This is a genomic window from Ancylomarina sp. 16SWW S1-10-2 (genome assembly GCF_009669305.1).
In the GTDB taxonomy this organism is placed as follows: Bacteria; Bacteroidota; Bacteroidia; order Bacteroidales; family Marinifilaceae; genus Ancylomarina.
The window spans coordinates 1-375 of record NZ_SADB01000331.1 but is presented as its reverse complement, the minus strand read 5'-3'; the positions used below and the strand labels follow the sequence as shown (position 1 = coordinate 375).

The 375-nt window shown below is 42.1% G+C and carries 1 pseudogene; it reads right to left on the bottom strand.

The annotated features are described in order from the left end of the window. A pseudogene (locus EMN46_RS19415) lies at window positions 1–337 on the bottom strand (aspartate carbamoyltransferase); the annotation flags it as partial. Between the last annotated feature and the right edge of the window lie 38 nt (window positions 338–375).

Here is a 375-nt window from a genome sequence, read left to right as displayed (position 1 = left end):
AACCTTCTTTAGGGTGACGCATACAGATTACATCGCTATAACCCGATAACACCCGTGCGGTGTCATACAATGATTCGCCTTTAGAAATAGCAGAACTTTCAAAGCCTGTGGTTTCGCGTACGTCTCCACCTAATAGATTAAAAGCACTACCAAAACTAACCCGTGTACGCGTGCTAGCCTCAAAAAACATATTACCTAGAATAGCACCATCTAAAACGCGAGTCGCTCGCTGGCGCTGGGCATAAGGCTTCATAGAATCTGCCACCTCAAATATTTTATCAATGTCACTTCGTTCGAATTGTTTGATTGATAAAATATGTGAACCCGTAAAAATCATGCTGTGCTCTTTGTGTGACGTGTTTATATGAAGACCGT